Annotated in this window: 26 protein-coding genes, 1 tRNA gene and 1 pseudogene; 9 read left to right on the plus strand and 19 right to left on the minus strand. The window is 71.2% G+C overall.

Annotated elements, in window-relative coordinates; translation table 11 throughout:
* Window positions 1–11 precede the first annotated feature (11 nt).
* The 5 genes from ACWGN5_RS07725 to ACWGN5_RS07745 all read left to right on the plus strand — a co-directional run bounded on the left by ACWGN5_RS07725 (window position 12) and on the right by ACWGN5_RS07745 (window position 5,370).
* Window positions 12–3,329, plus strand: a complete 3,318-nt coding sequence (locus tag ACWGN5_RS07725; RefSeq protein ID WP_453512128.1) for a hypothetical protein — start codon at window positions 12–14, stop codon at window positions 3,327–3,329.
* Window positions 3,330–3,341: 12 nt separating this feature from the next.
* Window positions 3,342–3,779: a hypothetical protein gene (locus tag ACWGN5_RS07730; protein WP_453512130.1), complete on the plus strand. Its 438-nt coding sequence runs from the start codon at window positions 3,342–3,344 to the stop codon at window positions 3,777–3,779.
* 65 nt (window positions 3,780–3,844) lie between these two features.
* Entirely contained in the window at window positions 3,845–4,795 is a 951-nt protein-coding gene (locus ACWGN5_RS07735) for an N-acetylmuramoyl-L-alanine amidase (protein WP_453512132.1), read from the plus strand.
* Window positions 4,796–4,876: 81 nt separating this feature from the next.
* On the plus strand, window positions 4,877–5,110 hold the full coding sequence (locus tag ACWGN5_RS07740; RefSeq protein WP_453512134.1) for a hypothetical protein: 234 nt from the start codon (window positions 4,877–4,879) through the stop codon (window positions 5,108–5,110).
* Window positions 5,107–5,370: a hypothetical protein gene (locus tag ACWGN5_RS07745; protein WP_453512137.1), complete on the plus strand. Its 264-nt coding sequence runs from the start codon at window positions 5,107–5,109 to the stop codon at window positions 5,368–5,370. Before ACWGN5_RS07740 ends, ACWGN5_RS07745 begins: the two co-directional genes overlap by 4 nt.
* A 66-nt stretch (window positions 5,371–5,436) precedes the next feature.
* On the opposite strand, the gene ACWGN5_RS07750 is transcribed toward ACWGN5_RS07745, so the two are convergent.
* The 3 genes from ACWGN5_RS07750 to ACWGN5_RS07760 all read right to left on the minus strand — a co-directional run bounded on the left by ACWGN5_RS07750 (window position 5,437) and on the right by ACWGN5_RS07760 (window position 6,800).
* Window positions 5,437–5,928, minus strand: a complete 492-nt coding sequence (locus ACWGN5_RS07750; protein ID WP_453512139.1) for a hypothetical protein — start codon at window positions 5,926–5,928, stop codon at window positions 5,437–5,439.
* A 390-nt stretch (window positions 5,929–6,318) separates the two neighbouring features.
* Window positions 6,319–6,555: a hypothetical protein gene (locus ACWGN5_RS07755; protein ID WP_453512142.1), complete on the minus strand. Its 237-nt coding sequence runs from the start codon at window positions 6,553–6,555 to the stop codon at window positions 6,319–6,321.
* Entirely contained in the window at window positions 6,552–6,800 is a 249-nt protein-coding gene (locus tag ACWGN5_RS07760) for a hypothetical protein (RefSeq protein ID WP_453512145.1), read from the minus strand. The genes ACWGN5_RS07755 and ACWGN5_RS07760 overlap by 4 nt, the downstream gene beginning before the upstream one ends.
* Before the next feature lie 327 nt (window positions 6,801–7,127).
* Here ACWGN5_RS07760 and ACWGN5_RS07765 point away from each other — a divergent pair, with 327 nt between their 5' ends.
* Entirely contained in the window at window positions 7,128–7,709 is a 582-nt protein-coding gene (locus ACWGN5_RS07765) for an XRE family transcriptional regulator (protein ID WP_453512278.1), read from the plus strand.
* Between the two features lie 61 nt (window positions 7,710–7,770).
* Here the strand turns inward: ACWGN5_RS07765 and ACWGN5_RS07770 are convergent, their stop codons facing one another.
* From ACWGN5_RS07770 to ACWGN5_RS07835, 14 genes and pseudogenes are all read right to left on the minus strand, one after another.
* Window positions 7,771–8,007, minus strand: coding sequence for a helix-turn-helix domain-containing protein (locus tag ACWGN5_RS07770; protein WP_453512147.1), 237 nt, complete (start codon window positions 8,005–8,007; stop codon window positions 7,771–7,773).
* A gap of 196 nt (window positions 8,008–8,203) precedes the next feature.
* A pseudogene (locus ACWGN5_RS07775) lies at window positions 8,204–8,425 on the minus strand (fatty acid--CoA ligase); the annotation flags it as partial.
* A 137-nt stretch (window positions 8,426–8,562) separates the two neighbouring features.
* Window positions 8,563–9,108, minus strand: a complete 546-nt coding sequence (locus ACWGN5_RS07780) for a SigE family RNA polymerase sigma factor (RefSeq protein WP_453512150.1) — start codon at window positions 9,106–9,108, stop codon at window positions 8,563–8,565.
* 165 nt (window positions 9,109–9,273) lie between these two features.
* On the minus strand, window positions 9,274–10,542 hold the full coding sequence (locus ACWGN5_RS07785) for a DUF1906 domain-containing protein (protein ID WP_453512152.1): 1,269 nt from the start codon (window positions 10,540–10,542) through the stop codon (window positions 9,274–9,276).
* 52 nt (window positions 10,543–10,594) lie between these two features.
* Window positions 10,595–11,761, minus strand: a complete 1,167-nt coding sequence (locus ACWGN5_RS07790; protein WP_453512154.1) for a lipid-transfer protein — start codon at window positions 11,759–11,761, stop codon at window positions 10,595–10,597.
* Window positions 11,758–12,141, minus strand: a complete 384-nt coding sequence (locus tag ACWGN5_RS07795; RefSeq protein WP_453512156.1) for a MaoC family dehydratase — start codon at window positions 12,139–12,141, stop codon at window positions 11,758–11,760. The genes ACWGN5_RS07790 and ACWGN5_RS07795 overlap by 4 nt, the downstream gene beginning before the upstream one ends.
* Window positions 12,141–13,268: an acyl-CoA dehydrogenase family protein gene (locus ACWGN5_RS07800; protein WP_453512157.1), complete on the minus strand. Its 1,128-nt coding sequence runs from the start codon at window positions 13,266–13,268 to the stop codon at window positions 12,141–12,143. The genes ACWGN5_RS07795 and ACWGN5_RS07800 overlap by 1 nt, the downstream gene beginning before the upstream one ends.
* Before the next feature lies 1 nt (window position 13,269).
* Window positions 13,270–14,202, minus strand: a complete 933-nt coding sequence (locus ACWGN5_RS07805) for a bifunctional MaoC family dehydratase N-terminal/OB-fold nucleic acid binding domain-containing protein (RefSeq protein ID WP_453512159.1) — start codon at window positions 14,200–14,202, stop codon at window positions 13,270–13,272.
* Complete coding sequence (locus ACWGN5_RS07810) at window positions 14,199–15,365, minus strand: acyl-CoA dehydrogenase family protein (RefSeq protein WP_453512161.1); 1,167 nt, start codon at window positions 15,363–15,365, stop codon at window positions 14,199–14,201. Before ACWGN5_RS07810 ends, ACWGN5_RS07805 begins: the two co-directional genes overlap by 4 nt.
* 256 nt (window positions 15,366–15,621) lie before the next feature.
* Complete coding sequence (locus ACWGN5_RS07815) at window positions 15,622–15,927, minus strand: hypothetical protein (RefSeq protein WP_453512163.1); 306 nt, start codon at window positions 15,925–15,927, stop codon at window positions 15,622–15,624.
* A 407-nt stretch (window positions 15,928–16,334) separates the two neighbouring features.
* The gene (locus ACWGN5_RS07820; protein WP_453512165.1) at window positions 16,335–16,853 is read right to left on the minus strand and encodes an O-acetyl-ADP-ribose deacetylase; all 519 of its coding nucleotides are present in this window, start codon (window positions 16,851–16,853) and stop codon (window positions 16,335–16,337) included.
* 104 nt (window positions 16,854–16,957) lie between these two features.
* Window positions 16,958–17,155: an antitoxin gene (locus ACWGN5_RS07825; RefSeq protein WP_453512168.1), complete on the minus strand. Its 198-nt coding sequence runs from the start codon at window positions 17,153–17,155 to the stop codon at window positions 16,958–16,960.
* A gap of 193 nt (window positions 17,156–17,348) precedes the next feature.
* Window positions 17,349–17,433, minus strand: a tRNA-Ser gene (locus ACWGN5_RS07830).
* Between the two features lie 162 nt (window positions 17,434–17,595).
* On the minus strand, window positions 17,596–19,110 hold the full coding sequence (locus ACWGN5_RS07835; RefSeq protein WP_453512171.1) for a S1C family serine protease: 1,515 nt from the start codon (window positions 19,108–19,110) through the stop codon (window positions 17,596–17,598).
* A gap of 183 nt (window positions 19,111–19,293) precedes the next feature.
* Here ACWGN5_RS07835 and ACWGN5_RS07840 point away from each other — a divergent pair, with 183 nt between their 5' ends.
* The 3 genes from ACWGN5_RS07840 to ACWGN5_RS07850 all read left to right on the plus strand — a co-directional run bounded on the left by ACWGN5_RS07840 (window position 19,294) and on the right by ACWGN5_RS07850 (window position 22,095).
* Entirely contained in the window at window positions 19,294–20,115 is an 822-nt protein-coding gene (locus ACWGN5_RS07840; RefSeq protein ID WP_453512173.1) for a glycerophosphodiester phosphodiesterase, read from the plus strand.
* 115 nt (window positions 20,116–20,230) lie between these two features.
* A complete protein-coding gene (locus ACWGN5_RS07845) occupies window positions 20,231–20,833 on the plus strand; it encodes an ATP-binding protein (RefSeq protein ID WP_392159564.1) in 603 nt (200 codons plus the stop codon).
* Between the two features lie 284 nt (window positions 20,834–21,117).
* Entirely contained in the window at window positions 21,118–22,095 is a 978-nt protein-coding gene (locus ACWGN5_RS07850) for a DUF5926 family protein (protein ID WP_453512177.1), read from the plus strand.
* Window positions 22,096–22,316: 221 nt separating this feature from the next.
* Here the strand turns inward: ACWGN5_RS07850 and ACWGN5_RS07855 are convergent, their stop codons facing one another.
* On the minus strand, window positions 22,317–22,907 hold the full coding sequence (locus ACWGN5_RS07855; RefSeq protein WP_453512179.1) for a hypothetical protein: 591 nt from the start codon (window positions 22,905–22,907) through the stop codon (window positions 22,317–22,319).
* A 159-nt stretch (window positions 22,908–23,066) separates the two neighbouring features.
* Window positions 23,067–23,867 (minus strand): bifunctional DNA primase/polymerase, encoded by an 801-nt coding sequence (locus ACWGN5_RS07860; protein ID WP_453512181.1) that lies wholly within the window; start codon window positions 23,865–23,867, stop codon window positions 23,067–23,069.
* Between the last annotated feature and the right edge of the window lie 485 nt (window positions 23,868–24,352).

Raw genomic sequence — 24,352 nt, forward strand, 5'->3', positions numbered from 1 at the left:
TGGAGGATTCGATGCCGGTTCCCGATGCCCGCGTAGAGCTCCAGATCGGAGGCGTCTGGACCGACGTGACACAGCACGTCGTCCAGTCCACCGGTGTGCAGCTCTCCTACGGCCGCTCCGACGAGGGCCGTCCCGTGGACCCGGGGACCGGCGCCCTTACCCTCCTGTCACCGGACGGCCTGTACTCCAACAGGAACCCCAGCTCGCCGTACTACGGCAAGCTCGGGCGCAACACTCCGATCCGGGTCAGCACCGCCGGCGGCACTCATGCTCTGCTGGTCCCCCAAGGGGTGGCCGGACGGGCGACCACGCCCGATCACGCCTCGCTCGACATCACAGGTGACCTCGATGTCCGGGTCGATCTCCACCCCGCCCTGTGGCAGGGAGCAGGCATCGGCTACGAGCTGGCTGGAAAGTACGTCACCGCGGGCAATCAGCGCTCTTGGAGGCTGATGGTCACTGGCGAGGGCGAGCTGCTGTTCAGCTGGTCGCCGACTGGCAGCTCGGACCTGGAGCACCGCTCACAGAGGATCCCTGTCCTGCGCCAGCGGCAAGCCGTCCGCGCCACCCTGGACGTCAACAACGGCCTCGGTGGGTACACCCTCACCTACTACGTGGCCCCGACCCTGGCAGGGCCCTGGACGCAGATCGGCCAGACGGTCACCACCAGCGGAACAACCGGGATCTTCGCTTCCACGGCGCCGCTGGAGGTGGGTGACATCGCGGTGCTGGGCTTCACCAACACCGAACGCCGGATCTATGCCTTCGAGCTGCGTAACGGCATTGGCGGCCCAGTCGTCGCGGCGCCCGACTTCACCGCGCAGCCTCTCGGTACGAGCCCCTTCACCGACAGCGCCGGCCGCGCTTGGACGATTGTGAACGGCGCCACCATCACCGACCGGTCCATCCGCGTCATGCACACGGTGCCTACGTGGCCGGCCACCTGGCACCGGTCCGGTCATGATGTACGCGCGCCGATCGAGACGGCGGGGATCCTGCGAAGGCTCGGACAGGGCAAGAAGATGCTGGCGTCCACGCTGCGGCGCCGTATCCCGTCCTACACGCCCCTCGCGTACTGGCCGTGCGAGGACGGCAGCACCGCCACGCAGGCCTCCTCGCCCGTCGAGGGCGTCGCCCCCCTGCGAGTCACCAAGTGGTCTTTCGGGCAGGACGACACCTTGGCCGGCTCCTCGCCGCTGCCGAGCGTGGATGCCAGCGGCACCATGGCCGGGGCCGTCCCGGTTTCGGCAACGATGCCGTCTGAGTGGTCGGTGCACCTCTTCTACAAGGTCGACAGCGCCCCGGCCACCAATCAGGAGATCTTCTCCTGGAAAACCGACGGCAGCCTGAAAACGTGGCGAATCTTCCTGCGCAGCGGTGTCGCCACAATTCAGGCCCTCGATTTCGAGAACACCGGCCTGATCAACCAGGAAATCGCGGTCGGCGCCGACGTCTTTTCGGGGTGGCAACGGCTCATGATCCGTGTCACCGAGATTTCATTCGGCACCATTCGTTGGGATATCTCTTGGACCAACATTGGCGGCGAGACCGGCAGTTTCAGCGACACGTCCATCAACACGGCTGGTGCGGTCACCCAGATCAACACCAAGTTCGGCGCTTTCTCCGGATTGCGCGTCGGGCATGTCACCGTACTGCCCACCGGATCAGCAACGTTGGCGCCGTTGCCCTTCTACGGCGCCGACACCGGATGGGACGGCGAGGAGGCAGCGGATCGACTGGTCCGCCTCGGCACCGAGGAGGCTCAGACACTCGCGCTCAGCACGTGGCAGGGCGACCCGACCAGGAACTCCGAGTTGCTGGGACCGCAGCGTCCGGGCGCGCTCCTGGACCTGTTGCAGGAGTGCGCGGACTCGGACGGCGGGATCCTTGCCGAGGACCCTCAGCGGATGGCGCTGCTGTACCGGGACCGGACGAGCCTGGAGAACCAGGCCCCGGTGATCATCCCCTACGGAAAGCTGACGACGCCGTTCGAGCCGTCGGAGAGCGACCTGCGTCTCCGTAACGACGTCACGGTGGAGCGGATCGGCGGGAGCTCGTCCCGCGTCGTGCAGGAAACGGGGCCGCTGTCGGTCGCCGAGGTCGGTGTCTACGACGAGAGCGTGCCCCTGTCGCTCGCCCTGGATGCCCAGCCACCTCAGATCGCGGCATGGCGTCTGCACCTCGGCACGTGGGATGAGGCCCGCTACCCGACCGTACGCCTCATGCTGCACAAGCACCCCGAGCTGATCCCCGCGGTCTCCGTGCTGCGGGTCGGCGACCGCGTGCAGATCACCGACACGCCACCGTGGATGCCGCCCGGCCCGGTCGACCTGATCGTGCAACGCATCGCAGAGGACATCAGGACGTTCACATGGGACGTGCTGCTGTCCTGCTCACCGGGTGGCCCCTGGTCCGTCGCAGCCCTCGACAGCCCGGCACAGGGCAGGCTGGATACGGATGGCACCACCCTGGGTGCCGCGGTTACCGCGACGGGCACAAGCCTGCTGTTCTGGTCCGACCCGGGACCGGCCTGGATCACCACCAGCAGCCACCCGACCGAGTTCCCGTTCGACGTCACCGCAGACGGCGAGCGGATGACGGTCACCGGCATCACGCCCGGTGCGTCCGACGCCTTCGGCCGCACGGTCGCCGGCGGCTGGGGCACAGCCGACGTCGGCGGCACCTGGACCACCCTGGGCGGCACCGCCGGCGACTACGCGGTCGGATCCGGCATCGGCACCCACACCATCGCCACCGTGAACGCATCCCGGCGTACAGCGCTCACCTCCCCCAGTGCGGATTTCGACCTGTACGTCGACGTCGCCACGTCAGCCACCGCGACCGGGGGCAGCATCTTCGGCGGCCTCATCGCACGGTCCACCGGCCCCGACGATCTCTACTACGCGAGGACCGAGTTCACCACGTCCGGCACGGTCATCCTCACCATCCGCAAGCGCCTCGCCGCAGTCGAGACCACCGTCGCCACATTCACGACGCCCTACGCCTACACCCCCGGGCAGTTCTTCCGGCTCCGCTTCAACGGGCGCGGGAGCACCCTGCGGGCCCGCGTGTGGCCGGTCGGCGGCGGCGAACCGACGGCATGGCAGGCGTCCGGTACGGACACCTCGCACACGACTGCCGGGGTGATCGGCTGCCGCTCGATCACCGCCACCGGCAACACCAACACGTCCCCGGTCGTCCGGTACGACAGCTTCCTGATGGCCAATCCCCAGACCGCCACGGTCACCCGGGCCGCCAACGGGGTCAGCAAGAGCCACGCGGCCGGCGCCGGTGTGCAGCTCGCCCAGCCCGCCACCGTCGCCCTGTAAGGAGGCACCCCCTTGGTTTACACCCCCTTTCTGGCGGGCGAGATTCTCACCGCCGGGAAACTCAATTCGCGGCTCGTCGAAGAGATCATGGAATGGACGCCGATCACGTCACTCGGTACTTTCTCGGCCGGTTTTTCGGCGGCGACCCTCACCCCCCGCATGCGGAAGATCAGGGTGCTGGGCCAGGAGAGGTGGGAGTACGAAGGCCGAATTTCCGTGACAGCCGGAACGCTTGTCGCGAACTTGAACACGACCGTGTTCACTTTCGATGTCGGCTATCGACCCGCCTTCGAACACGGGTGGCAGCTCACGGGCGGCGCGACCGGATTTTTCGGTGTGCGCTGCACGCTCCAACCGTCCGGCCTGCTCCAGGCAGGCGTACCCACGGGCGCTGGAAATGGCACGAACGGCATCTTGCTTGACGGTCTCTTCATCGATGCCCCTCTCTAACTACCCGCTCACACCGACGCCTCGCGCCATTCCGGCCGGGGCCTTTCTCATGTCTGGAGGTCGCCATGGCGACACCACCGACCGCCGCCGCATTCGTGGAGGCACTCCGCGCCGAAGGCCTCACCGTCGTCGAGGTCGGCCGATGGTGGGATCACAACCGCAACCACAAGGGTCCTTGGGGCCCGGTGCACGGCGTTCTCATCCACCACACCGTGACCGGCCCGAAGGTCAACGCGGTCCCGATCTGCCGTAACGGTTACGAAGGCCTGCCCGGCCCGCTGTGCCACGGCGTGATCCGCCGCAACGGTGAGGTCCACCTCGTCGGCTACGGACGCACCAACCATGCGGGCGGCGGCGACCCGGACACCCTCCAGGCCGTCATCGACGAGTCGTACGACGAGCGGCCGCCGAAGCCCGACAAGGGCAACGTCGACGGCGTCGACGGCAACGCCCACTTCTACGGCTTCGAGTGCGAGAACGCCGGCGACGGCAAGGACCCGTGGCCCGCGGCGCAGCTGGAGGCGATCGAGAAGGCCGCCGCCGCGCTGTGCCGCATGCACCGCTGGGGCCCGAAGTCGGTGATTGGGCACCTGGAGTGGTCGGACGACAAGAACGACCCCCGCGGCTTCACGATGCCGTCGATGCGCGAGCGGATCGCCGACCGGCTCGCGGTGAAGGAGCCCGAACCGACCAAGCCGCCCACGAAGCCGACGCAGCCTGCCCCGGCGAAGCCTGTGGTGGACCTGTCGAAACTCGTGACGGCAGCGAAGTCTGACCCGGTGAAGCGCGGGACACCGATCTCGTACTACGGCGTGAAGGTCGTGGAGCAGGCCCTCGTTCGTGAGGGGCTGCTCGCGCCGTCGCTCGCTGACGGTCACTACGGCACGTCCACGGTCGCGGCGTACGCGGCGTGGCAGCGGCGGTGCGGCTACAAGGGCGCGGACGCCGACGGCATCCCGGGCGCCGCGTCGCTCGGAAAGCTCGCCACCAAGCGCGGTTTCACCGTCATCTCCTGACAACCTCGAGCATTCGTTGAATCTTGAATGAATGCTCGAGGTCCCCTCACCCCATCACACCCCCCACCGGAGGTACCCCGCATGTCCCCCGCCACGAAGCGCACCATCCGCACCGTGCTCCAGACCAGCGTGGCCCTGGCGCTCGCGCTTCCCGCGATCGTCGCCGCGTCCGGCATCCCCGCGGCCCTGCCGTGGGTCGCCGGCGCCCTCGCGGCCGCGGGCGGCCTCGCCCGCGTCATGTCGCTCCCGTCCGTCGAGGCCCTCCTCGACCGCGTCGGCCTCGGCCTGGTCGACGACCCCGAGGGCCGCCGGTGACCAGCCCTCCGCCCAACGATCCGGTCGCGGTCGTTCTCGAACTGGAGCGACTCCGGGGCACCCTGGAGGCTGGTTTCGCGCGGGTGGACGGCTCGCTTGCCCTGCTCGTACAGCGCAGCGACCAGACCGACAAGCAACTTGCTGACCATGAGGCCCGCCTCGACGCCCTGGAGCGCTCCCGTTGGCCGCTCGCCTCTATCGCCGCTCTCACCGCCCTTGCCGGTGTCGTGGTGGCACTCTGGCAGCTCGCCACCCGCTGAACCACAACGCCCCCTCCGCGCACCCACATGGGCGCGGAGGGGGCGGTTTTGTTGCGTTCGGGGCGACTACCGCCGCGCAAGCTGCGGGAGCAGCTCCCGCGCCTGCTTCATCCGGACTTCGTCGTCAAGGGTTTGCGTGTTCCCCTTGTCGTCCGTGGCGGTCTCGTCCGACAGGAAGCGGAACCGGCCTACGTACAGCTCGCTATGCCCGTACATGTTGCCCCCGTTGCTCTTCGGTTCGGCGCGCGCCTCCCATTCGAGGGCCCACGCGGCCGACGGAAGGTCCCAGGATCCCGGCTTGGCCACAGTGCGGGAACTCCACGCGGTACAGAGCACCCATTCGGCGTGGGCCGACCGGTCCGCGTTGATGCCGCTGTGCCGCGCTCCGACGTCGAGCAAGCTCATGTCGGGGACATCCGGGATCGGGATGTAGCCGACGGCCGCTGTGGTGCCGAAATGCCCGGTCGTGGCGTACGCAGCCACACCCCAGACGTCGGGCCACATGTGCAGCAGGGGGAAGACAGTCACTCGTCCGGTGCCGCTGATCTCTCGTGCCATCGCGCCTCTCCTCACAGGGGACGACCCCGCTCCGATCCTGCCAGAGCGGGGCCGCCGACATGCCGGGTCGAGCTCTACTCGTCGCCGCATCCGTGGGTGGGGTTGCTGCCCCCGCCGTCGCCCGACTCGATGTCCTTGTTGCCCTGGTCGGTGTCGCCGCCCTTGACGGTGGCCCAGCGGTTCATGTCGATCATGTGCGTACTCCTTCACTTGGTGGTGGAAGTGGTGCACTTGCGGAACCCCGCCCCCTGGCACTCGACCAAGAGCCATCCCACGGGGGCGGGGGGTGAATCGCTGCCTTGCCGGGCACGGGGATCGACATCGGCAAGGCAGCGGCTTAGGGGGTGCGGAGCCACAGGGCAGCCCCGTACGCGCCCACGGCTACCGCGATCAGGAAGACGGCGGCTCGGGCTGCGTCGCGGTGCTGATGATGCGGATGGCGCCGCGCGGGGTCAGGCTCGCGCGTTCTTCCGGGCTGGCGGTCCAACAGTCCGCGCTCTTCGCGTCCCACGCGTATCCGTTCGGGCGCGCGAGGGTAAGCAGGCCGCCTCGGACGTCGCGCACCTGGCCCGCGAGGGCTCTCGTACCGTCCACTACGAAATCGCCCTGCCTGAACTGGTAGCTCACGCCGTCCGCCGAGCGGCCCAGAGGATCGCCGTCAGGCGGCGTGCGGAGCTCTCGTCGAGGAAACCGAGGTTGTAGACGCTCCGCTCTCCGGCCGAGCTGGTCACCACGTCCCGGTAGAGCCCGTCCGCGGGAAGGCCGGCCCCGGCCATAGCGTCGCGGAGGGCGATGTAGACGGTGGCGGCTTGCTCCTCCGTGGTGAGCACGGTTTCGGCGGCGAGCGGCGCTGCGAGCATCGGCGTGAACATGGCTGGTTGCTCCCTTCCTGCTTCCTGCGTGCCTTCGGGGTCGTTCCACCATGGCATCCCCGGAGGGACGTATCTGCCCCCGAACTGCGGACAGTTGAGACGTCCCGCGCTACGCTCCAAAAGGCCCAAAAGTCCGCACGGAGGGGGTTGACAGTGAACGCGGGGTTACGGTCTGCGATGAGCGAGGCGGGAGTGTCCGCCCGTCAACTGTCTTACCGGGTGGGGGTATCTCAGAAGCAAGTGGAACGATGGCTTGCAGACGAGACGCTGACGCCGCACCGCCGGAATCGGGTGGACGTCGCGCAGGCACTGGGAGTGGATGAGCACATGATCTGGCCGCGCGCCGTACAAGACCGCGTGAAGACGGGTGGAGACCGAGAGATCCTCCGCACCTACCCGTACCGGTCGGCCTGCCCGTCAACGGTGTGGTCCGCCCTCGCCGCCGGCGCTGAGCGCGAGCTGCTGTTCGCCGGTTACACGAACTACTTTCTGTGGACACAGATCCCTGCGTTCGCCAGTTTGGTCCGGCGTAAGGCGGAGTCCGGGTGCCGCGTTCGGTTCCTGCTCGGCGACCCCAACGGCGAGGTGACCCGGCAACGCGAGGGCATCGAAGGTGTCCCCTTGTCGGTGTCCACACGCATCCGAATCACGCTCGATGAGCTGAACCGCCTCGGCCGCCTTGAGGGCCTAGAGGCGCGGTTCAGTGCCGCCGAGGACGCCGTAAATCACGTGTCGCTGTCCGTCTTCCGGTTCGACGAACAGGCACTCGTCACACCCCACCTTGCCCGGCTCGTCGGCCACGACTCGCCGCTCCTCCACCTTCGGCGCCACGCCGACGGCGGCATGTTCGATCGCTTCGCCGAGCACGCCGAAGAGCTCTGGGAGAGGGCAGCCCCGGTTCAGGCGTAACGCACCACGGCCCCGTTCCCTCTCAGATGAGAGTCGGGGCCGTGGTGCGTGCGATCACAGGTCAGCTGTCGCTGACGAGCTCGGCAACAGTGGTGTCCATGGCATGAGCAATGCGCCACAGGGTGTCGAGCCGCGGGGACTGATGCGCGTTCTCGATGACGGAGATGGCCTGCTTCTCAAGGCCGGCGCGTTCTGCCAACTGCTGCTGAGTGAGCCCGGCTCCCTCGCGGGTGACGCGTAGCCGATCACCGACGCGACGCCGGTAGGCGATCAGGTCGTCGGGCAGGTTCGGGCACACCGAATCACAGTGTCCGACGCTCTGACCTGCTGTCGTTACGGTGGACCGTATATCGTGCAGGGACCCTCGGCGCTGAGGTTGGGAGCCGCACGCGCTGAGGGATGCAGAGAGGCCCCGGCGACGTAACCCGCCGGGGCCTCTCCTGTCGCACCTGCTCATCACCCCTTCACGCGAGGGCGGGTGTTTTGGCGTGTCTGTTCCACATGAGGGTGGCGACGCGCTGGTCGCCGACGACCCCGAGTTCGTCGCGCAGGCCGTGGGCCAGCTGGTGCGCGCGCGTTCCGGCCTCCGCGAACGTGCGGCGCTGCGGCTCCGGCTCGCCCGTCCAGGTGGTGATGGTGGACTTTCCGTGGATGGTCATCCCGTGCTGGAGGATGCGGCTCACGGTCAGTTGTACGTCCTGCATGGTGCTGTACACGGGGCGTCCTCCCGGTGGGCGCTACGTGGCAGAAAGGGTGGGGAGATTCTGCGCACGTACCGCGCGGTATGTCACTACCCGAGAGTACGTAAATTGCCAGTGATTACTGGCGGGAGTGGCCGGTCGTCCTTCCGCGGCTACCGTACGGGCGTCAGCTCCGGGTCCTCGCGGAGCTTGCCGAGCGCCCGGGACACCGCGCTCTTGACCGTGCCGACCGACACCCCGAGCACCTCGGCCGTCTGGGCCTCGCTGAGGTCCTCGTAGTACCGCAGGACCACCATCTGCCGCTGCCGCTCCGGCAGCTTCAGGACCGCACGCCACATCGCGTCGTGCAGCACCTGCCGCTCGGCCGGGTCCGGCTCCGGGAGACCGGCCGGCTCGGGCAGCTCCTCGCAGACGAACTCGTCGACCTTGCGCTTGCGCCACTGCGACGTACGGGTGTTCAGCAGCGCGCGGCGGACGTAGCCGTCCAGGGCGCGGTGGTCCTCGATGCGCTCCCAGGCCATGTAGGTCTTGGCGAGCGCGGTCTGGAGGAGGTCCTCCGCGTCCGAGGGGTTGGCGGTGAGGGAGCGCGCGGTGCGCAGGAGCACGGGTCCACGCGCCCGCACGTACGAGGTGAAGGTCGGGTACGACGCGTACTGCGAGGCACCGGCGCAGACGGGGCCAGAGGGTGGCGGAGTCATGTCTCCACGCTAGGAGCGCCCGGCACCCGGCGGATCGGCCCCAGGTCCCGACCCGCCGTCCGCCTCAGGTTGTAGGGGTGGGGATGCCTCCACCTCCTCTGGGTGGAGGCCCGGGGCGGGCCGGCTCAGGGTCGGTGAGGGTCAGCAGGTGCGGCAAGGGCCTCCTCAGGGGCGGCGGGCCTCGACGAAGGACAGGGGGACGGGGACGCGGGCGGTGAACCTGGCGGGCGCGGCGACGCGGGCGACCGGCGCGTCCATCGCGTTGCGGTCGATCGCGAGGGTGCGCCCGCCGTACGTCTCGGTGACGTTCCCCGCGTACTGGTGGATCCGGGCGTGGGGCGTCCAGGCCTCCGGGTGCAGCACCGACTCGGTGAGCAGCGCCGGCTGGCCCCGCCAGCGCGCGAACCACATCACGTCCGGCAGGTCCTTCGTCCCCGCCCTCCGCTGCGTCTCCATGTCCCGCACCCCCGTGTCGGCGCTGCTGTAGAAACCGGGGAGGTAGCCGAGCCGCCGCACCTCCCGGTTCCAGGCGCGGACGAAGGCGAGGGTGGTCGCGGCGCAGCTCGCGTCGCCCCGCCGGTAGGCCTCGATGTCGAGGTACAGCGGGCTGCTCGTGCCGATCCCGAGGGCCTTGGCCGCCCGTACCGCGTCACCTCCTTCCTTGGTGCCCTGGGTCGCGGGAGCGCTGCCGATGGCGAAGCGGCGCTTGGCGAGGGAGTCCACGCACGGGGCCTGGGAGCCGACGAAGAGCGGCAGCAGCCGCCAGCCCATGGCGTGGGCGGAGGCGACCCAGGCGGGCGTCAGCTCCTTCTGTACGGGGCAGCCCCGGCCCCGCCCGCCGAAGTAGATCCCGACGGCCCCGTACGGCGAGCCCCGCCAGGCCTTCATCACCGTGAGGGACGGCGCCTCACAGGTGTCGAACGCCTTCCCCGCGAACCGCACGGGCACGGCGGCCCGGGCGGGGACGGCTGCGGGGCTCCCGGGGGCCACCGCGGCCGAGCTGCCGGGCCCTGCGCCTGCGCCGGACGCACCCCGGACACCGGAGCCCCCGGGGGGCGCCGTGACGGCCCTGGTGGCGACGCCGGGCGTCGCGGTGCCGAACCCCACGGCGGCCTCGGTTCCCGCGGCGGCGGTGTCCGTGGCGAGGGCGTCCGTGGCGAGGGTGTCCGTGGCGAGGGTGTCCGTGGCGGCCGTGTCCGTGGCGGTGGTGTCCGCGGACGTGTCGGGTGTCGTCGTTGCGGGTGGGCGTTCCGTTCTCGCCGTGGCCGCGGGCGGGGTGTTGAGGAGGGTCGTCCCGGCCAGCGCCACCAGCACCGCCGCGATCACGGCCCGCGCCCCGGGAGGTGGCGTGGAGCGTGGGCGGACCGGTACCGACGGCGGGGCCGGGACGTGCGTGGAGGCGGCTTCGGATGAGGGCGGCGTACGAGTGCTCATGGCGCGAGTGAAGATCCGCCCGCCCCGCCCGGCCACCGCTCAGGCCGTCGCCTCAGCCGTCCGTGCCCAGGATCAACCCGGACGTGGGAACCCCCGTGCCCGCCGTGACCAGGGTCCGGGCCGCACCGGGTATCTGGTTCACCGAGGTGCCGCGGATCTGCCGCACCGCCTCCGCTATGCCGTTCATCCCGTGGAGGTACGCCTCGCCGAGCTGCCCCCCGTGGGTGTTCAGTGGGAGCGCGTCGGCCGCGACGAAGTCGGCCGCCTCCCCCGACCCGCAGAAGCCGAACTCCTCCAGCTGCATCAGCACGAACGGGGTGAAGTGGTCGTAGAGGATGCCCACGTCGATGTCGGAGGGCGCGAGCCCGGACGTCCGCCAGAGCTGACGGGCCACCACGCCCATCTCCGGGAGCCCGGCCAGCTCGTCCCGGTAGAAGCTGGTCATGGCCTCCTGCTTCCGGCCGGCGCCCTGGGCCGCGGCGAGGATCACGGCGGGCGGACGCGGCAGGTCGCGGGCGCGCTCGACGGAGGTGACGACGATCGCCTGGCCGCCGTCGGTCTCCTGGCAGCAGTCGAGGAGCCGGAGCGGCTCGACGATCCAGCGGGAGGCGGCGTGCTCGGCGAGGGTGATCGGCTTCCCGTGGAAGTACGCGGCGGGGTTGGTCGCCGCGTACCGCCGGTCCGTCACCGCCACGTGCCCGAAGGCGTCCGGGGTCAGCCCGTAGGTGTGCAGGTACCGCTGGGCGGCCATGGCGACCCAGGAAGCCGGGGTGAGCAGCCCGAAGGGCAGCTGCCAGCCGAGCGCGGCGCCCTCGGCGGAGGGCTCGCGCTGCTGGACCCCCGAGCCGAAGCGGCGCCCCGAGCGCTCGTTGAACGCCCGGTAGCAGACGACCACCTCGGCGACCCCCGCCGCGACGGCGAGCGCGGCCTGCTGGACGGTGGCGCAGGCGGCACCGCCTCCGTAGTGCACGCGGGAGAAGAAGGACAGCTCACCGATGCCGGACGCCTGGGCGACGGTGATCTCGGGGTTGGTGTCCATGGTGAAGGTGACCAGGCCGTCGACGTCGGCGGGGGTGAGCCCGGCGTCGTCGAGGGCCGCGCGCACGGCCTCGACGGCGAGGGAGAGTTCACTGCGGCCCGAGTCCTTGGAGAACTCGGTCGCCCCGATGCCGACCACGGCGGCCCGCCCGCCGAGCGTGTCCCTGCCGCGGACGCTCATCGCGTCACCTCCACGGTGACCGTCCCGGTGACGTGGTGTCCGAGCCCGTTGGCGCCGACGACCCGGACGCTCGCCGTGTCCCCGTCCACCTCGGTGACCGTTCCGGTCAGGACCATGGTGTCCCCGGGGTAGTTGGGGGCGCCGAGCCGGATGGCGACCCCGCGGAGGACGGCCCCGGGGCCGAAGTGGTCGGTGATGTACCGGCCGACGAGACCGTTGGTCGTGAGGATGTTCATGAAGATGTCCGGAGAGCCCTTCTCCCGGGCCAGCTCGGTGTCGTGGTGCACGTCCTGGTAGTCGCGGGAGGCGAGGGCCCCGGCGACGATCAGGGTGCGGGTGATCGGGATCCGCAGCGGCGGCAGTTCGTCACCGGGCTTCATCACAGGTCCCCCTCCGCGAGCAGGTCGCCGAGTTCGGCGAGGAGTTCGGTGCCGCAGCCCAGGTAGGCGTCGAGCTGCCGGCCCCACAGGAAGTGCCGGTGGACGGGGTGGTCGAGGTCCGCGCCCATCCCGCCGTGCAGATGCTGTCCGGCGTGCACGACCCGCTTGCCGGCCTCGGAGGCCCACCACGCCGCGGTGAGCGCCGCCCCGGTGGCGTCGAGCCCCTCGTCGAAGCGCCAGGCGGCCTCGTAGGCGGTGACCCGGATGGCCTCGGTGTCCATATGGGCGTCGGCGGCCCGCAGTTGCACCGCCTGGTGGGTCGAGAGCGGCCGCCCGAACTGCTCCCGTACGGAGGTGTACTCCACGGCCCTGGCGAGGGACCCGGCGCACACTCCGGCCTGGAGCCCGGCGAGAGCGGTCCGCGCGGCGGCGAGCACGTCGTCGTGGGCCCCGGTGCCGCCGAGACGCTCCCCCGGCGTCCCGTCGAGGACGAGCCGGGCGGCGGCCCAGGGCGCGGTGAGCTCGACGGCCTCGACGGCGGCCGCGTCCTCGGCGCGGACCAGCCACAGGACACGGTCTTCGTCCGGTACGAGGACGTGAGTGGCGTCCCTGAGCCACGGCACCCAGCCGACGACCCCACTGAGCCGACCCCCGGCCCCAGGGGCCACCCCGCTGAGCCGACCCCCAGCCCCAGGAGCCACACCGCTCAGCCGACCCCCTGCCCCAGGGGCCACAGTCCCGCCGAGCCCCCCTGCACCCGACGTGACCGTGCCCGGTGCCGGGAACGCCCCCGTCATCACCGTCGTCCCGTCGCGGAGGCCCGGCAGGAGCCTGGCGCGCTGCTCCTCCGTACCGTGCCGGGCGACGGCGAGGATCCCGTACACACAGCTCGCGGCGAACGGCACCTGCGCCGTCCTGCGGCCCTGCTCCTCCAGGAGCAGGACCAGGCCGAGCAGGCCGGTCTCCTCGACGGCGCCCGGCAGTCCGGCCGCGCAGAGCGCCTTCCAGAGCTCGGCGTCCGTGCCGGTGCCGGCGGCCCGGAGCCGCTCGTGGGTCGCGAGGTCGGTGAAGATCCGCCCGGCGAGCTCCCGGGCGGCCTCCTGCTCCTCGGTGGGGGTGAAGTCCATGTCAGTCCTCCCCTCCCGCGCGGAAGACGGGAAGCTCCAGCTCCTCGTCGACCCGCTGGAACTCGAGCCGCACCGGCATCCCGATCCGCACCTTGTCGTACGGCACGCCCACCACGTTGCTGATCATCCGCACGCCCTCGGCGAGTTCGATCAGCCCGACCGCGTAAGGCGGATCGAACGCCGGGAAGGACGGGTGGTGCATCACCACGTACGAGAAGACCGTCCCGGAGCCGCTCGCCTCGACCGTGTCCCACTCCCGCGAGCCGCAGTCGGCGCACCCCGGCAGCCAGGGGAAGCGCAGGCTCGCGCAGTCGCCGCAGCGCTGGATCAGCAGCCGGTGCGCGGCCACGCCCTCCCAGAAGCCGGCGTTGTCCCGGTTGACGACGGGCCTGGGCCGCCGGGCCGGGGGCTTCCGCGGCTCCCGGGACGGCCGGGCGGCGGGCGCGTACTTGAGGATGCGGAAGCGGTGGGTGCCCGCGAGTTCGCCGTCCGCGCGGACGTCGGTCCGCGTCGTCACGAAGTGCCCGGTGCCGAGCTTGGTGGTCTTGCGCTCCGACACGGACTCGATGACGGTGTCGAAGCCGATCTCCGCGCCCGGGCGGAGCGGCCGCAGGTACTCCTGCTCGCAGTCGGTCGCGACGACCGAGGTGTATCCGGCGCCGTCGAGGAGGGCGAACAGCTCCTCGTACGCCTCCGACCGGTCCGTGTGCCCGGAGAGGCCGCCCATCGTCCACGCCTGGAGCATGGTCGGCGGCGCGACGGCCTCCGGCCCCGCGTAGGCCGGGTGGGTGTCTCCCATCGCCTCGCACCAGTGCCTGATCATGGGCAGGTTGACCGGGTCCTTCCCGGTGCCCCCGACAGCGGCGGGCCGGCCCTCGTACCTGACGAGGAGCTCGTACAGCGCGTCCTCCGCCGTCCGCTCCGTACCGCTCATCGCCTGCCCCTCCCCTTCATGCCGAGCCGCATCCTCGCGACGATCTCGCGCTGCACCTCGCTCACCCCTCCCCCGAAGGTGTTGATCTGCGCGGCCCGGTTCATGCGCTCCAGCTCACCGCCGTGGAACTCCCCCGGCGATCCCGCTCGCACCGTCCCCGGCCCACCCGCGATCTCCTGACATATTCGATACACCTCCACCGCCGATTCGGTTCCCGCGAACTTCACGCCGCTCGCGTCACCCGGGGCCAGCCGGCCGGCCCCCACATCCCCCACCAAACGCCAGTTCAGAAGGCGTGTCGCGGCCAGCCGGGCATGCGCTTCTGCGGCCCGGATCCGAATCCACGGCTCGTCAATGCGACGCCTGCCCGTCACCGGATCGGGGGTACGCGCCCGGTCGAGGACGGCCGCGAAGAAGTCCTCGGCCTGCATGCCGATCGCGGCCAGCGCGACCCGTTCGTGGTTGAGCTGGCTGGTGATGAGGCCCCAGCCGCCGTGCTCCGGCCCGACGAGGTTGCCGGCGGGTACCCGTATCCCGTCGTAGTAGGTGGCCGTCGTCGTCAGCCCGCCCACCGTCTCGATCGGGGTCCAGGAGAAGCCGGGGGAGTCGGTGGGGACGAGGACGATGGAGATGCCGCGGTGCGGGGGCGCGTCGGGGTCGGTGCGGCAGGCGAGCCAGATCCAGTCGGCGTTCTGGGCGTTGGAGGTGAAGATCTTCTGCCCGTTGATGCGCCAGGAGTCCCCGTCGCGCACGGCCCGGGTGCGCAGGGAGGCGAGGTCGGTCCCGGCCTCGGGCTCGCTGTAGCCGATGGCGAAGACGGCCTCGCTTCGCAGGATCCGGGGCAGGAAGAAGGCCTTCTGTTCCTCGGTCCCGTACGCCATGAGCGTGGGTCCGACGGTGTTGAGGGTGACCATCGAGACGGGTGCGCCGGCGCGGTACGCCTCGTCGAAGAAGACGAACTGCTCGTCGGGGCCGCGGCCCTGCCCTCCGTACTCCTCGGGCCAGCCGAGACCGAGCAGGCCGTCGGCACCGATCCGGCGCAGCAGCCGGCGCTGGGCGGCCGTGTCGGTGGCGGGTGGTGGGCCGTCGGGCATCAGGTCCCTGAAGTACACGCGGAGTTCGGCGCGCAGCCGCAGCTGCCGCTCGGTCGGGGCGAGGTGCACGGCGACGGCCTCCCGGTGGGACGACTGAGGTTTCTGACTGTCCGTCAGATTCCATACGCCTGTCAAGGTCGAAGACGCCGCCGAGCCGCGCCGCCCGCGCACAACCCCAGGGCCGCGCCGCCCGCGCTCGCCCCCTGAAACGCGCCCCCCGCACACAAAAAGGCGACGGCCCGCCCGCCGGTACCGAAGTACCGGCGCACAGGCCGTCGTTCACACCACGGTCACGCCCCCCGTCGGGCCGGAGTCGTGCTGGAGGTCACCACCACGGGTGGAAGTTCACCGTGTTGTTGGCCTGGTCGATGTGCGTGAAGGCGGAGCCGTTCACGCTCGCGGTGTTGTTCTGGTTGGAGGCACCGGAACCGGTCGCGACCTGCTGCGTCGTGGTCGAGTTGCCGAGGTTGGCCCCGCCCACGCCGCTGCCGATGATCGTGGCGACGCTCGTGTTGGATCCGTCGTCCGCGAAACCTCCGTTGTCGGCCTGGGCCACCCCGGTGAAGAGCGCGGCGGCGAGGGGCAGGGCGGCGGCGGCGGCGAAGATGCGGGCGGTACGGATGCTTGCCATGTCTGTTCCTCCGGGAACTGAAAGCTGCTGCTTCTGCACGGAACTGCTCTACGGAACTTCTCTGAAGTACGGCCATGTCCAAGGCAGTTGGCCGACCGCCTCGGTCGTTGTGCTCGACGTCGCGAATCCAGAGTTGCCCACCGAATCCCCGGCGAACCACCCCGGAGCGGACGATTCCCCCGCAAGCGTGAGGACAAGCCGATAAACCCCGGCAGTACGAAGAACGTCCCAGCTCACGCGGGTGGAGGGGGTCGCACGGGATGCGGGGGTGGCGGAGCCGGTGTGCCGCAAGAGAGGAAGCGTTCCGGCAGATTTCCCGCCAATCTTTCTCTCGGAAGGACGCCACGGCGCGTCCCCGCCCCACGGAAATCGAAGAGGAAATCCAAAAGGGCAGAGACGTTCGACCGTTACGAGGCCTCGCCCAGGGCCGCTTCGAACACCCCGTACGCCGCCGCGTCGAAAAGCACGAAGCGGACCTCCTCGACCTCCGTACGGGCCGCCCGCACCGTCTCCACGGCGATCCGGGCGCCGTCCGCCATCGGCCAGCCGTAGATCCCGGTGGAGATGGCCGGGAACGCGACCGTACGGTCCCCCAACTCGTCGGCGACCCGCAGCGATTCGCGGTAGCAGGAGGCCAGCAGCTCCGAGCGGTCCTCGTCCCGCGACCAGACCGGCCCGACCGTGTGGATCACGTGCCGGGCCGGCAGCCGCCCCGCAGTGGTCGCCACGGCCTGCCCGGTCGGCAGGCCCTTGCCGTAGTGCGAACGGCGCAGGTCCTGGCAGGCGGCGAGGATCTCCGGGCCGCCCTTGCGGTGGATGGCCCCGTCGACCCCGCCACCCCCGAGCAGGGAGGAGTTCGCGGCGTTGACCACCGCGTCCGCCGCCTCGGCGGTGATGTCTCCCTGAACCAGCACGATGCGCACCACGAGAAGCGCCTTTCCTGAAGCCGTCCGTCTCCGACCCCGGATTCAACCGGAAAACCGAAAGGGTGCCCCGGGAGAACCCGGGACACCCCTCCTGACGTGCGCGGTCACTGCTGCGGCGGCGGCGGCGCGTCCTGCCCCGGGCCTCCGAGCTGTTCCTTGAGCTTCTCCTGGGCCGTGTCGACGTGCTTCGCGTACTTGCCCTGCGTCTTCTCGTCGACCATGTCGCCGGCCTTGTCGATGCCCTGGGAGGCCTGATCCTCGTGGCCCTTGAGCATTCCCTTGAGCTTGTCCAGCACAGACATCCTGGCCTCCTAGCCGCTGTTCCAGCCCCTCCAGCATCGCGGCGCACCACCGGAACCGCATCCGCAGAAGCCCCCGGACACGCGAAAAGGGGCGCTCCTCAGCCACGTGACCGTGGGAATGACGGTGTTCGACAGTCGGGCGGAAACGGGAGAGCCCCCGACCGATCGTGCTGGTCGGAGGCTCTTGCTCCTGCGGTGGGTGTGGGATTTGAACCCACGGTGACTCGCGCCACGACGGTTTTCAAGACCGTTCCCTTAGGCCGCTCGGGCAACCCACCCTCGCCCCGCCTCACCTGGCGCGGAGCGGCTACAGCCTACCGGCTGACCACCCCGGTCGCGGAAGCCCCGACCACAGGCAGGAAGCGGGAGTCGGGGCCGCCGTCTGAAACGGCTGAGGGGGTACGGCGTCGCCGTACCCCCTCAGCCCCGGGCGGCCGGTGTCAGCTGTCGCCGGTGCGTTCGCCGAGGACGACCGTGGCCGTCGCGGTCTTGCCGTCGCGCTCGTAGGTGATCTTCACCGAGTCGCCCGGCTTGTGCGTCCAGATCTCGCTGATCAGGGTCGGGCCGCTGTCGATCGGGTGGTCGCCGAAGCCCGTGATCACGTCGCCGGCCTTCAGCCCCGCCTTCGCCGCCGGGCCGTCGGGCGTGACCGAGGCCGTGCCGCCCGAGCCCTGGGTGGCGATGGTCGCGCCCTGGCCCTTCTCGTTCATGTTCACGGTCGCGCCGATCACCGGGTACACCGGCTTGCCCGTCCTGATCAGCTGCTGGGCCACGTTCTTCGCCTGGTTGACCGGGATCGCGAAGCCGAGGCCGATCGAGCCGGCCTGGGACTGGCCGAAGCCGCCGCTGGTCGACTGGATCGCCGAGTTGATGCCGATCACCGCGCCGCTCGCGTCGAGCAGCGGTCCGCCGGAGTTGCCCGGGTTGATCGAGGCGTCCGTCTGCAGCGCGCTCATGTACGAGTTGCTGCCGCCGGAGCCGTCGCCCGAGGCGACCGGGCGGTTCTTGGCGCTGACGATGCCCGTCGTCACGGTGTTGGAGAGGCCGAAGGGCGCGCCGATCGCGATCGTCGAGTCGCCGACCGCCACCTTGTCGGAGTCCCCGAGCGGCAGCGGCGTCAGGCCCTTCGGGGCGTCCTTCAGCTTCAGGACCGCCACGTCGTAGCCCTGTGCCCGGCCGACGACCTCCGCGTCGTACGTCTTGCCGTCCGAGAAGGTCACGGACAGCGTGCCGCCGTCCGCCGCCGACGCCACCACGTGGTTGTTGGTGACGATGTGGCCTTCCTGGTCGTAGACGAAGCCGGTGCCCGTGCCGCCCTCGCCCTCCTGGGCGCCGGACTTGGCCTGGATGGTGACGACGCTCGGCAGCGCCTTCGCCGCGACCGCCGCGACCGTCCCCGGGTCGCGCTTGAAGGAGGCCGGGGCCTGGCCGGAGGAGACCGTGGTCGAGCTGAAGCCGTTGTCGCCGCGCTCGGCCGCCCAGTACCCGATGCCGCCGCCGATGCCGCCCGCGACGAGCGAGGCGACGAGCACGGCCGCCACGAGGCCGCCGGTCCGTCTGCGCGGCGCTTCGGGTACGGGGGGATGCGGGGCGCCCCAGGCCGGGACGGCCGGCGGGGGCGGCGGCCAGCCACCGGCGGGGGCGTGGGCCGCGGCGGCGGCCGGCTCCGGGGCGGGGGGCGCGGCCGGAATCGGGGCCTGGACCGTCGTCGGCTCGTCCGCGTGCGAGACCGGCTGGGGCGCGGGGGCCGGCTGGGGCGCCGGGGCCGACTGGGGCGCCGAGGCCGGCTGAGGGGCCGAGGCCGGCTGGGACTCCGGGGTCGGCTGAAGCGTCGCGGTCGGCTCGGGCTCCGGGGTCGGCTGGGGTGCGGCCTTCGGGGGTACGGGAGGCGTCGGAGGGGCGGACGGGGCAGCCTGCTCCGCCGGGTCCGGCGTGCCCTCGTTCTCGGTGCTCACAGCTCGCTCTCCTCGTCGACGGCGCGGTTACCTAGGTGGCTCCAGGGTGCTGCACCAGCTTTTCCCACAGGACGTCAGGCCGCTGTAAGGCGGAGCTGTGCGTTCACCCCCCATCCTTTATATACGGACAGAACGGACAGCTTCGGGGTGCTTGCGCCACCCCGCCAATGGCACCATGACGCGGTGACTCACGCACGGCAGCACCCGAACCGCGTCCCCCTCCAGGTCGTCGCCCACCGCGGAGCATCCGAGGACGCACCGGAACACACCCTGGCCGCCTATGTGAAGGCCATCGAGGACGGCGCCGACGCCCTGGAGTGCGACGTCCGGCTCACCGCCGACGGCCATCTCGTCTGCGTCCACGACCGGCGCGTCGACCGCACCTCGAACGGCCGCGGCGCCGTGTCCGCGCTCGAACTCGCCGATCTCGCCGCCCTCGACTTCGGGACCTGGAAGGGCCGGGACGACTCCGGCGAGATCCCCGACTGGGGCGAGCCCGGATCCACCTCCGTCCTCACCCTGGAGCGGCTCCTGGAGCTGGTCTCCGACGCCGGGCGCCGGGTCGAGCTGGCCATCGAGACCAAGCACCCCACCCGCTGGGCGGGCCAGGTCGAGGAGCGGCTGCTGCAGCTCCTCAAGCGCTTCGGCCTGGACGCGCCCGCGTCCCCCGCGGATTCGCCCGTACGCGTCATGAGCTTCTCGGCCCGATCCCTGCACCGGATCGCCGCCGCCGCGCCGACGCTGCCGACGGTCTCGCTCGCCCAGTTCGTCTCGCCCCGGCTGCGCGACGGGCGGCTCCCCGCGGGCGCGCGCATCGCGGGTCCGTCGATCCGGATCGTCCGGCACCATCCCGCGGTGATCCTGCGGCTCCAGAAGGCCGGGCACCAGGTCCACGTCTGGACGGTGGACGAGGCCGAGGACGTCGAGCTCTGCGAGCGCCTGGGCGTGGACGCGATCATCACCAACCGTCCGAAGCAGGTACTCGCCCAGCTGGGCCGCGACTGAGCTCCCGGTCGGGTCCGAGACGCCTCCCGCGTCCCACTTTTCCCGCCCGTCACAGGGGATAACAGGTCTTACAGGGTGTGCACCGGCGCGTTCCGTGCGTACGCGATCGTCACGAGTGCCTCATCACACGTGGATTGGCCGGTTTCCGGTCCAGGCCATTGGGGCATCCACACGGTGGCGTGGGGCAAAGGAGGTCTCGGGGGTGGCGTTGGTGGTGGCACAGGAGGTGCCCACGTCGTCGAGCATGGCCGTACCCCATGGCCCTGCGGGCGTGGGTGAGGCGCGACACCGGATGCGGGACGAGCTGTACCGCAGCGGGGTGGCCGAATCGGTCGTCGACGACGCGGTACTGATCCTTTCGGAGCTGCTCAGCAATGCCTGCCGGTACGGCAGGCCGCTGGGCCACGCGGAGCGGGGCGAAGGCGATGTACGGGCGGCCTGGCGGGTCGACCCGGCGGGCGGCCTGCGGGTCGAGGTGACGGACGGCGGCGGCCCGACACGGCCCGTCCCGTCGACGCCCTCGGTCACCGCACGGGGCGGCCGCGGGCTGAACATCATCGGGGCGCTCGCCCAGGACTGGGGCGTACGGGACAGCGCGACCGGCGAGGTCACCGTCTGGGTGGTGGTCACCGAGGGACACCGCCGCGAGGACTTCGCGGCACGCGTCGGCGGCGGCCCGGGCCTCGATTTCCTGGACGCGTACGACGATCTGGACTGACGCCGGGGACGAACGGGCGCCGGGGTACGACGCACCCGGGCGCCCGGTGACGCCCACCGACACCCAGGCCGGGGCCCGACCCCGGCCCTGGGGGCGGGCCGCACTGGGGCACCCGTACAACGGCCCCGCCCATGGGGCACCCGTACGCCCTCCCGCGCCAGAGCCCCTGGACATTCCTGCGCCCCCCGCGGGGCCCCGGCGCCGCCCCGCCTGAGCGGTGGTGGCGGTCCGTGCGGCTAGGCTCGCGCCCGATACAGCAGCCGCGATCGGGAGAAAGCCACACCATGGCCAAGAAGCGCCCCCAGACGAAGGCCGGCAAGGCCGGCCAGGCACAGGTCACGAGCGGGGAGATCCCGGTCGTCGGCGCGCGCGAGCCGTGCCCGTGCGGTTCGGGCCGCCGCTACAAGGCGTGTCACGGCCGGGACGCCGCGCACGCCGTGACCGAGCTCGTCCAGCGCCCCTTCGAGGGTCTGCCCGGCGAGTGCGACTGGGTCGCGCTGCGCGAGCTGGTGCCGGCCGCGACCGTGCCGCTCACCCTGAAGGGCGGGCTCCCCGAGGGCGTGCCCTCCGTGACGCTCGCGACCGTGCTGCCGATGGCGTGGCCGGCGCTCCGTCGCGACGACGGCTCCGTCCTGCTCGCCCTGCAGAACGACTCCACCTCCGGCGACCTGGCCCGCGACCTCGCGGACACCCTCCAGCGCGCCCTGGAGGCGGAGCCGGGCACCCCGGTCCCCGCGCGCCGCGTGCCGGCCGAGGGCCCGCGCCTCCAGGAGCTCCTCGACGCGGACGCCCCGTTCGCCCCGGAGGTCCACTCGGGCTTCGAGTTCTGGATCCCGCAGTCCGCGGAGGGCGCGGACCCGGAGGTCGCCGCCTCCCTGGAGCGGGCCAACGCGGCCGCGATCCCGACGGTGAAGCTGACGGGCGTCGACTCGGCGTACTGGTGCGAGACCCCGGACAAGAACCACCTGCGCTGGGTCATGCCGCACCCGGAGGAGAAGCTCCTCGACGCGCTCGCCCGTCTCCAGGCCGGCGAGGGCACCTCGCTCGGTGCGGACACCCGGCTGGTCGGCTCCTTCCGGGCCCACGGCCTGATGGTGCCGGTGTGGGACCTGCCGACGTCGATGACGGCCGAGGACTGCGAGAAGCCGGCGGCCGAGTTCGCCGAGCGGCTGGCCGCGGCGCTCGCCTCGGACGCCCCGCTGACGGCGGAGGAGCGCCGGGCGCGCGGCGGTCTCACCAACCGCCAGGTGACTCTCAGCTGATACCCCAGGTGGTATCGGTGACTGACAGACCGACCAGTCGGTGACTTCCGCCACAAGGCGGGTCTTCGGTCGGACAAATCCCTGTCCGAATAACCGAGATCGAATTTGCGAACAGCAGATCTCTTGTTACCGTTCTTGAAGCCCGGTCGCTGGTGCATCCCCCGTCGCCAGCGACCGGGCCTTTCCATGTCCGCTCCCGGTAGCGCCGGGACATGCGACGTTCAACTTCCTTCGCCTTCCGCCGTGTTGCTTCCCGCGCGGAGCAGCAGCGGAGTACTGCCGCCCTCGCCGGATCCGGCGAATTCCGCAACCGCCGTATAGGCCGTGGCCGCGCCCCGAGCGCGCTCCCTCGGCGTTTCACAGGTTCCCGGTTCGTCCTGCGCCGGGACCGGACAGTCCACTTGTACGGTCCGTCCGCCGGGGGCCATGAGGGTCAGAAACGCGTCGAGCTGTCGGCCGGTGGCGTTCCGGTAGTACGCACGCGCCCAGACGTCGGGACCTTCGCTCAGGACACAGGTCTGCGCCTCGGCGCCCTCGGGAGAGGCGAGTTCCGGCCCACAATGCGTGACGCGCTCGGGGGCCGCGGGAGCCGTCGGGGTCGCGGGCGTGGTTGCGGGGGTGGTGGACGCGGGTGTACGGGGTCCCAGGCCGAGCCCGCTCAGCAGGTCCCCAGGCTTCGCGTCGCCCTCGGCGCTCGCGCCGGCCGGCCGTACGGGATCGCCCGTGGGCCGCGCCGTGGCGACGAGGGGCAGCAGGACGGCGACCGTGACGGCGGTCCCGAGTCCGACCACGCGGAGGTTCACCGGGCTCATGGGACCCACCACCTGCTCCTGAGATCTTGGACGGTGGGGTGAACATAGCGGTGGGATCCGGGCGCCCGGTCGGCCGCGCGCCCGTTTCCCGTGCAAGTCGGACCAGGACACACCCGTTCGGGTGAACGGCGCGCGCCCGAGAAGACCCGGCCCGAGGGCTCAGTAAGCCAGCCGGCTTCCGCCTCCCGGCGTGCTCGTGCTCGCCTCGACCAGGGCGTCGACCACCGCCTCGACGTCGGGCAGCCACGGCCGGGCGGAGCCGGCATTGGGGTCTCTCCTGCTCGAACGAAGCTGAGAGCTTGGGGAAGGGGCCCGCTCCCAGCGGACCTGCCCGGTCCCCGCGACCGACGGCGGAAGGAGCAGGTAGCCGCCCTCGCCGTGGAACCGCAGCGAGCTGGGCACGCTGTCCTTCGCGTACAGCAGCTCGCCGAGCCGTTCGAGGCCGTACGGGGCCACGAGGATCGACCACCGGGTCGGGGTCGCCACCACCGGGCCGAGCCGCATGCCGGTCGCGTCGAGCGCGGCGAGGGCCCGCGCCCCCGCCACCGCGGGGAGGCTGACCGCGCAGGGCGCGCGGCCGCCCGTGGCGAGGACCACCGGGGCGTCCGGGCGCCGGGTCCACCACCAGCGGACCATGCGCTCGTCGGTGGTGGCCGCGAGCAGTCCGGGCTCGTAGGGGTGCGCGCCGGGCACCACGCAGTCGGGGTCGGGACAGGCGCAGGCCGCGCCCGTGACCGCCCCCGCGCCGGTACGGGTCACCGCCTTCAGGCCCGCGCCGGCCGCCGTACGGGTCACCGCCTTCAGGCCGCCCGCCGCCGTACGGGTCGTCGTTCTCAGGCTCGCGCCCGGCAGGACGGGCCAGTTCCACTCGACCGCGAAGGTGACCGCCGCGTCGAGCCGTGCGGTCCTCTCCTTGCGCCGGAACCGGAGCCTGCGTCGCCTTCCGAGGATCTCGCGCATGAGCGCTCGTTCCTTTCCGTTGAACGCCGAATCCACATCACACCATGTGCAGATCTCTTCACCGTGCGTATCAGCGCGTGCCGGGTCGGCGGGGTGCCGGACCGCTGAGGGGCGGTGCGGACCGGGCCGGTGCCGGGTGGATCCCGGGGGAACCGGGTGGAGCCAGGTCAGAGCCGGAGCGGGTCAGAACACGTTCCCCGCCACTCGGTGGCGGGTTGCGGCCTGCGGCGGGAAAGACGCCGGGGTTCCGCGTCACGTTCCGGGGCGGTGTCAACTGCCCCTGCCTGTCACCGATTACGTACCCAGCACGCTTGGAATGACGCGCTTTCAAACGACGCCAGTCGACCGCAAAAGGTGCACACCGGGGGCAATTTTCAGCCAACTTCCCGCGTACTTCAACCCTTGCGCACAAGCTCACGGACACCACAAGTCCCGTGGGGACAATGCTGGACATCGTTCCGCTTGTGCGTGTACATGTGGATGCA

It is taken from the genome of Streptomyces sp. NPDC055815 (assembly GCF_053616475.1).